This window comes from Methylobacterium sp. WL18, assembly GCF_008040015.1.
Taxonomy (GTDB): Bacteria; Pseudomonadota; Alphaproteobacteria; order Rhizobiales; family Beijerinckiaceae; genus Methylobacterium; species Methylobacterium mesophilicum.
On record NZ_VRVD01000247.1, the window covers coordinates 1 to 6648 of the forward strand.

A 6648-nucleotide genomic window follows, 5' to 3' on the forward strand; every position below is an offset into this window, starting at 1 on the left:
TTCCGGGCCCGGCTCGCCCGCGATGGCGCCGAGCGGCAAGCCGGCGCCATCGCGGGCATCGGCCTGCACAACGCCGCCCCGGTGATCGCCGCCGGTGCGGACGGCGTCGCGGTGATCACCGCCCTGTTCGGGACCGAGCCGGTGCGCCAGCGCGCCCGGGAACTGCGCGCGGCCATCGACGCCGCCCTGTCGGTGCGGGGAGACTCAAGGTGAGCGGCGCCAGCCCCATCGCGGTCACCATCGCGGGCTCGGATTCCGGCGGCGGCGCCGGCATCCAGGCCGACCTCAAGACTTTCTCGGCGCTCGGCGTCTACGGCGCCAGCGTGATCACGGCGCTCACCGCCCAGAACACCCGCGGCGTCCAGGGCATCCACGACGTGCCGGCCGACTTCGTGGCCCGGCAGATCGACAGCGTGTTCTCCGATCTGGCGGTCGATGCCGTGAAGATCGGCATGCTGTCGCAGATCGCGGTGATCGAGGCGGTCGCCGACGGGCTGTCACGGTGGGCCGGGACCGCCCCGGTGGTCCTCGACCCCGTGATGGTCGCCACCAGCGGCGACCGGCTGATCTCGCAGGACGCCGTGGCGGCGCTCCGCGAGCGGCTGATGGGCCGGGCCGACCTGATCACCCCCAACCTGCCGGAAGCGGCGGTGCTGCTCGGCGAGCCGGTCGCCGGGGACGAGGCGGCAATCGTCGCCCAGGCCCGGCGGCTCATCGCGCTGGGCGCCCGCGCCGTGCTGATCAAAGGCGGCCACGGGACCGGGGCGCTAAGCGTCGATCACCTCGTGACACGGGAGGGTCACGCGCAGACCTTCGCGGCCCAGCGAATCGCCACGCGCAACACCCACGGCACCGGCTGCACGCTCTCGTCCGCGATCGCGGCGGGGCTCGCCCGGGGCCTGACGCTGCCGGAGGCGGTGACGGCCGCGAAGGACTACCTCACGGCCGCGCTCACGGCCGCGGATCGCCTTGCGATCGGCGCCGGCCATGGGCCGGTCCACCACTTCCACGCGATCTGGCGTTAGCTTCCAAAGCCCCCTGCCTTGCGTCCGGACGGCGATTGCGTTTGAAGAAGCGCACGATCGTTCGGATAACGGAACGGCCAGGGTGGACCGGTGACGATGCAGGACCAGGCGGAACGGCCCGACCGGACGCGCGGACGCGACCTGCTGACCGGGGCGCAGGTGCTCTCCGGCCAGCTCGGCAAGACGATCCAGCGCCTGCGCAAGGCCTACAACCTTTCGCTGTCGGAACTCGCCGAGCAATCGGGCGTGGCGAAGTCGATCATCAGCCAGATCGAGCGCAACGAGACCAACCCGACGCTGGCGACGATCTGGCGGTTGTCCCAGGCGCTCGACGTGTCGATCGACCGGGTCCTGGCGTCGAGCGACGAGGAGCCGTTCATCGAGAAGACCTCCCGGGCGGACACCCCGATCCTGGTCTCGGAGGACGGCAAGGTCCGGCTGGCGATCATCGGCTGGATCAAGACGATCGAGTGGCTGCAATGGTATGAGGTCACGGCCGACCTCGGCGGCGTCCTCGATTCGGATCCGCACCAGCGCGGCTCGGTGGAATCGCTCTCGGTCGCCGAGGGCGCGTTCGAGGTCGAGATCGGCGGGATCGTGCAGCGCGCCCGGACCGGCGAGACCCTGCGCTACCGCTGCGACCGGCCTCACCTCGTGCGCTGCACCGAGGGCCCGGCCCGGGCTACCATGGTGGTGATCCTAAAGGCGGCCGTGATGGAGTGACCGGCCGGGCGACCTTCTTGTGCGAACGATTGGGTTGTAGCAACCTCAAGACCGAGAGGCATTACGGGAATCAAGGGCGGCCCCGTGGAGCGTATCGGGCGGCTGCTCTTTGACCACCCCCTTGTGAAAGCCGTCGGACTCGGCCTCCTTGGTCTTCTCGGCAACGTTCTGTCGGGCGCCTACATCTTCGAGATCACGAAGACGATCGACGGAGTACAGGTTCTCGATTGGAGCGCGACGCCTTACAGCCGTTCGTTCTGGCTTCTCGTGATCGTCCTATCAGGCATGGGTTTGTACGGTTGGGGGGCCGCCCGCTACGAAAACAGGATGCGCCGCGCATTGAGTGAGGCCGACGTTCTGGGCATCGCGCTTCAGGAACTGGTCGGCCCGATGATCGAAGCGGCGAAACGCGATATTCAGGACAGGAAGCTGCGGACGCTCGACGACGTCAAGCGAATGTTCGGATCCGAGTCGGGGGATCGTCAGCCATGAACACCGTGTTCACCCAACATGCCGTCGACCGCATGCAGGCGCGCGACGTCAACGACATCGACGTGAGCCGTCTTCTCGAGAAGGTCGAGCATGTCTCGAGAGATCGCGAGACCCTGACGCGTTCGGAAGATGTCGTCCGCTTAGGCAAGCGTCACGGCGAGGAGACCTTCATCGTTCGTGCCGGCGACATGAGGGCTGTCTTGGCGCTCACGCAAGACCGACCGGAGCAGATGATCGTCCTCGGCGTATTCCGGGCTGACGAAGCGCCGTCTTCCATCGACCGATTACAGCCGGGCGTCTGATCGACGGCATCGTGCGGCTCAGGCCGCGCCCCGTCACCGTCCGGTATTCACCCACCGCACCACGTCGGCCAGCACGGTGGTCAGGGCCTGGTCGAGGGCGCGGGCGCCGTTGCCGGCGTCGATCTTGGCCACCGGCACGCGGGCGGTGAAGATCCGGGCGGCGGTGACCTTACCGGTGCCGTCGGCCACGAGCTTCAGGGACAGGTCGACCACCGCCTCACCGGTCGTCGCCTGGATGTCGAAGGCGCGGATCTCGCTGATCAGCTGATAATCCGCCACGACCTTGTCGCCGGGCCGGCTGACCGAGCGGAGCCGGCCGGAATTCTCCAGGCTCTGCAGGAGGCGGGTCTGGATCAGCCGCGGCAGCCGGTCGGCCCATTGGCCGCCGCCCAGGAAGGCGAGGGCGCCGCCGGATTCGCGCACGATGATCCGGTCGGCCTCGAACGGCTGGATCCCCACGGGCTCCGACACGGCGATCGAGCGGCCGGCCGCGACCGGGCGCCCGGCCGGAGGGAGCGCCGCGAGATCGAAGGTCAGGGGCGTCGCACCGCCGCAGCCACCCAGCAGGGCGGCGAGCAGCGCGGCGGCGATGAGGTGGGACGAGCAGCGGGCCATACGCACAACCTGAGGAACCCCGCCGGCGAACGGCAGAGCTGTATAAGCTATGCCGCAGAAACTATCCCTCGCTCGTATAAGTGCCGTGCGCCGGGACACATCGGCCGGGCGCACGGTGATTTCACCGCCCGCCGTTGTATTCGGGCAACGACGGCTTGCCGCCGAAGATCACCTGGCTCGGGTCGCGCTCCAGGCTGCGCACGGTGCGGTTCAGGGTGTTGAGGGTGCGCTGCCCGTCTCCCGACAGGGCCTCCACCTCCCGGCGGCCGGTGCCGCTCAGGCGGCCGAAATTCGTCGAGATGCTGGCGGTGCGCTTGTCGAGGTTCTCCGACATGACGCGGAAGGCCTTGCCGGCGTCGCGCACCGAGACCGCGGCCGCGCGGATCTCCGTGAACGTGCTGGAGCCCTCCTGGCCGGAGGCGGAGCCGAGGAAGCTCTGGGCGCCGTTGAGCACCGCGTCGATCTTGTCGGCCGATGCGTTGAGCTTGGCCGCCAGTGAGCGGGCGTCGTGCACGGCGCCCTCAATGTCCGGGCTGGACTTCGACAGGGCCGCCGAGAACCGGTCGGCATTGTCGATTACGTGGCCGAGCTTCACCCCATCCACCGCCTTGACCAGGGTCGCGATGTTCGGGCCCGCATCGGCGAGCGTCTTCGAGAACGCCTCGACATTGGTGAGCGCGCGGTTGATCGCGCCCTCGTTGCCGGCCACGATCCGGTCGAGCCGGGCGAGCATGTCGTCGGCCCGCTGGGCGACCTGGCGGGCCAGCGCCATCATGTCCTGCATGTCGGAGGAATCGGCGAAGATCGTCGGCGGCTCGCCGTTGGCCATCGGGGCGAGCACGGGCGCGTCGGCGTTGCCGCCCGACAGGGAGATCACCGAGACGCCGGTCAGCATCGCCGAATCGAGCCGGGCGCGGGTGTCGGCCCGGAGCGGCGTCGAGGGGTCGACCTTGATCTGGGCGAGCACCCGGCGCGGGTCCTGCGGGGCGAGGCGGATATCGGTGACCTCGCCGACCTTGATGCCGTTGAAGTTCACGCTCGACCCGCGGGAGAGCCCCCCGACCGAGCCGGAGAATACGATGCGGACGATCTGGCTCACCTGCCGCGAGGAGCCACCGGAGAGCCACAGCACGGTGCCGAAGCCCGCCAGGATGACGGCGAGGGTGAAGGCCCCGATGAGGGCGTAGTTCGCGCGGGTTTCCATGCGATCAGCCTGCGGTTCCGCTCGGCGAACGGGGTCCGGCCGAGCTGCGTGTCCACGATCCCAGGCGGGACCGGGACGGGATCAGGGGGAAGGGGCGGTCAGGCATGCGCCGGCACCCCGGGGGTGATGGCGCGGGCCCGCTTGCCGTGGAAGTATGAGCGCAACCAGGGGTGGTCGCTCGCCAGCATCTCCTCGATCGTGCCGGCGGCGATGATCTGGCCGTCGCCCAGCGCCGCGATGCGGTCGCAGGCGGTGTAGAGGCTGTCGAGGTCGTGGGTGACCATGAACACGGTCAGGCCCAGCGTCTCCTTCAGGGTCGAGACGAGGTCGTCGAACTCGCCCGCGCCGATCGGGTCGAGCCCCGAGGTCGGCTCGTCGAGGAACAGGATCTCGGGATCGAGCGCCAGGGAGCGGGCGAGCGCCGCGCGCTTGATCATGCCGCCGGACAGCTCGGAGGGCAGCTTGTCCGCCGCATCCGGTTGCAAGCCGACCATCTCGATCTTGAGCCGGGCGAACTCGTCGAGCAGGCGTTCGGACAAGTCGAGATGCTCGCGCATCGGCACCTGGATGTTCTGTTTGACCGTCAGCGCCGAGAACAGGGCGCCCTGCTGGAACAGCACGCCCCAGCGCTGCTCCATGCGGCGGCGCTCGGCATAGGTCATGCCGTCGACGTCGCGGCCGAACACCTCGATCGTGCCCGCCCGCTTCGGCGTCAGGCCCAGGATCGTCCGGGTGAGCACCGACTTGCCCTGGCCCGACGGCCCGACGAAGCCCATGATCTCGCCCGCGCGGATGTCGAGGTTCAGCCCCTTGAGGATGGTGCGGTCCCGGAAGCCGACCACGAGGTCGCGAACCCGGATGATGGGTGCGGGGCCGGCGGCGGTCTCGGGCATGGCGGGGGCGATCATCACAGCGGGCTCAGAAATCGATCGCGGCGAAGAACACGGCGAACAATCCATCGAGGACGATGACCATGAAGATGGACTTCACGACTGAGGCGGTGACGTGGCGGCCCAGAGATTCGGCCGAGCCCTCCACGGCGAAGCCCTCGATCGTGGCGAGAATCCCGATGATCAGTGCCATGAACGGCGCCTTGATCAGGCCGACCATGACGTGGTGCACGCCCACCGCCGCCTGGAGCCGGACCAGGAACTGATCCAGCGTCAGCCCGCCGTACAGCATGGCGGTGAGGCCGCCGCCAGTGAGCGCGGCGATGTCGCCGATCAGCGTCAGCATCGGCAGGCCGACCATCAGGGCCAGCACCCGTGGCACGATCAGGATCTCGATGGGATCGAGGCCCATGACCCGGAGGGCGTCGACCTCCTCGCGCATGCGCATCGAGCCGATCTCGGCGGTGATCGCCGAGCCCGAGCGGCCCGCGACCATGATCGAGGTGAGCAGGACGCCCATCTCGCGCAGGATCAGGAGGCCGATCAGGTTCACCACGAAGGTCTGGGCGCCGAAGCGCTGGAGCTGGAAGATGCCCTGCTGGGCGACGATGCCGCCGACCAGGAACGAGATCAGCACGATGATCGGGGCGCCGTTGAAGGCCACCTGCTGGATCTGGTTGACCAGGGCGGTGCCCCGGAACGTGCCCGGCCGCAGGGCCACCCGCCCGCAGGCGGCGATCACCTCGCCCAGGAAGGCGAGGGCGGTGACGAACTCGCGGCCGCCGCGCACGGTTTCGCGGCCGACCGTGTCGAGGAACCCGACGACGCGGCCGCGTCGCAGCGGGTCCGCGGCCTCGACCTCGCGCAGGCGGACCTCGCCCAGCAGGGTCCGGTGCTCGGTCCGCACGCCGACATAGGTCAGCGCGCCTCCCGCGTGCTCGATCTCGGCGCGGGTCCGCTCGAGCACCCAGGCGCCCAGCGTGTCGAGCCGCTCGATCCCGGACAGGTCCACCGTCACGGAACCGGTCCGGCCGGCCGCCAGGATGCGCGCCGCATTCGCCTCGACGGTCGGCGCCTGGTCGGCGGTCCAGCGCCCGTCGAGCGCCAACCGGCCATCCGCCGGCCGGTCCCGCAGCGATGCGCCGGGAACCATGCCCTCGCTCAGCAAGCCCTAACTCCTCGATTGGAGGCACCACCCTGCCGTGTGGTTATGTCGACATTACGGTTGACGATCCGTATCCGGCGGCACGCGGCCGGAGGCGAGCGCCAGACCCAGGCCGCAGGCGGCGAGCGGCGCCATCAGCAGGAAGGCGAGGGGGCCGCCGGCCCGGTAGGCGAGCCCGCTCGCCAGGGTGGCGACCACGGAGATTCCGGCGTTGACCGCGCTGAGCGTGCCC

At 69.6% G+C, this 6648-nt stretch carries 8 protein-coding genes and 1 pseudogene; 5 read left to right on the forward strand and 4 right to left on the reverse strand.

What is annotated here, in order from left to right; translation table 11 throughout:
* The 5 genes and pseudogenes from FV228_RS17020 to FV228_RS17040 form a co-directional block, all read left to right on the forward strand.
* Positions 1–213, forward strand: a pseudogene (locus tag FV228_RS17020) (thiamine phosphate synthase); the annotation flags it as partial.
* Positions 210–1025: a bifunctional hydroxymethylpyrimidine kinase/phosphomethylpyrimidine kinase gene (thiD, locus tag FV228_RS17025; protein WP_147855712.1), complete on the forward strand. Its 816-nt coding sequence runs from the start codon at positions 210–212 to the stop codon at positions 1023–1025. The pseudogene FV228_RS17020 and the gene thiD, both read left to right, overlap by 4 nt.
* Positions 1026–1121: 96 nt before the next feature.
* Complete coding sequence (locus FV228_RS17030) at positions 1122–1748, forward strand: XRE family transcriptional regulator (protein WP_147855717.1); 627 nt, start codon at positions 1122–1124, stop codon at positions 1746–1748.
* A gap of 84 nt (positions 1749–1832) precedes the next feature.
* On the forward strand, positions 1833–2240 hold the full coding sequence (locus tag FV228_RS17035) for a hypothetical protein (protein ID WP_147855713.1): 408 nt from the start codon (positions 1833–1835) through the stop codon (positions 2238–2240).
* On the forward strand, positions 2237–2542 hold the full coding sequence (locus tag FV228_RS17040; RefSeq protein WP_147855714.1) for a DUF4258 domain-containing protein: 306 nt from the start codon (positions 2237–2239) through the stop codon (positions 2540–2542). The genes FV228_RS17035 and FV228_RS17040 overlap by 4 nt, the downstream gene beginning before the upstream one ends.
* 33 nt (positions 2543–2575) lie before the next feature.
* On the opposite strand, the gene FV228_RS17045 is transcribed toward FV228_RS17040, so the two are convergent.
* The 4 genes from FV228_RS17045 to FV228_RS17060 form a co-directional block, all read right to left on the reverse strand.
* Positions 2576–3157, reverse strand: a complete 582-nt coding sequence (locus FV228_RS17045) for an ABC-type transport auxiliary lipoprotein family protein (RefSeq protein WP_147855715.1) — start codon at positions 3155–3157, stop codon at positions 2576–2578.
* Between the two features lie 121 nt (positions 3158–3278).
* Complete coding sequence (locus FV228_RS17050) at positions 3279–4361, reverse strand: MlaD family protein (RefSeq protein ID WP_147855716.1); 1083 nt, start codon at positions 4359–4361, stop codon at positions 3279–3281.
* A 98-nt stretch (positions 4362–4459) separates the two neighbouring features.
* The gene (locus FV228_RS17055) at positions 4460–5269 is read right to left on the reverse strand and encodes an ABC transporter ATP-binding protein (protein ID WP_187277788.1); all 810 of its coding nucleotides are present in this window, start codon (positions 5267–5269) and stop codon (positions 4460–4462) included.
* A gap of 10 nt (positions 5270–5279) precedes the next feature.
* The gene (locus tag FV228_RS17060; protein ID WP_147855719.1) at positions 5280–6404 is read right to left on the reverse strand and encodes an MlaE family lipid ABC transporter permease subunit; all 1125 of its coding nucleotides are present in this window, start codon (positions 6402–6404) and stop codon (positions 5280–5282) included.
* Positions 6405–6648 lie beyond the last annotated feature (244 nt).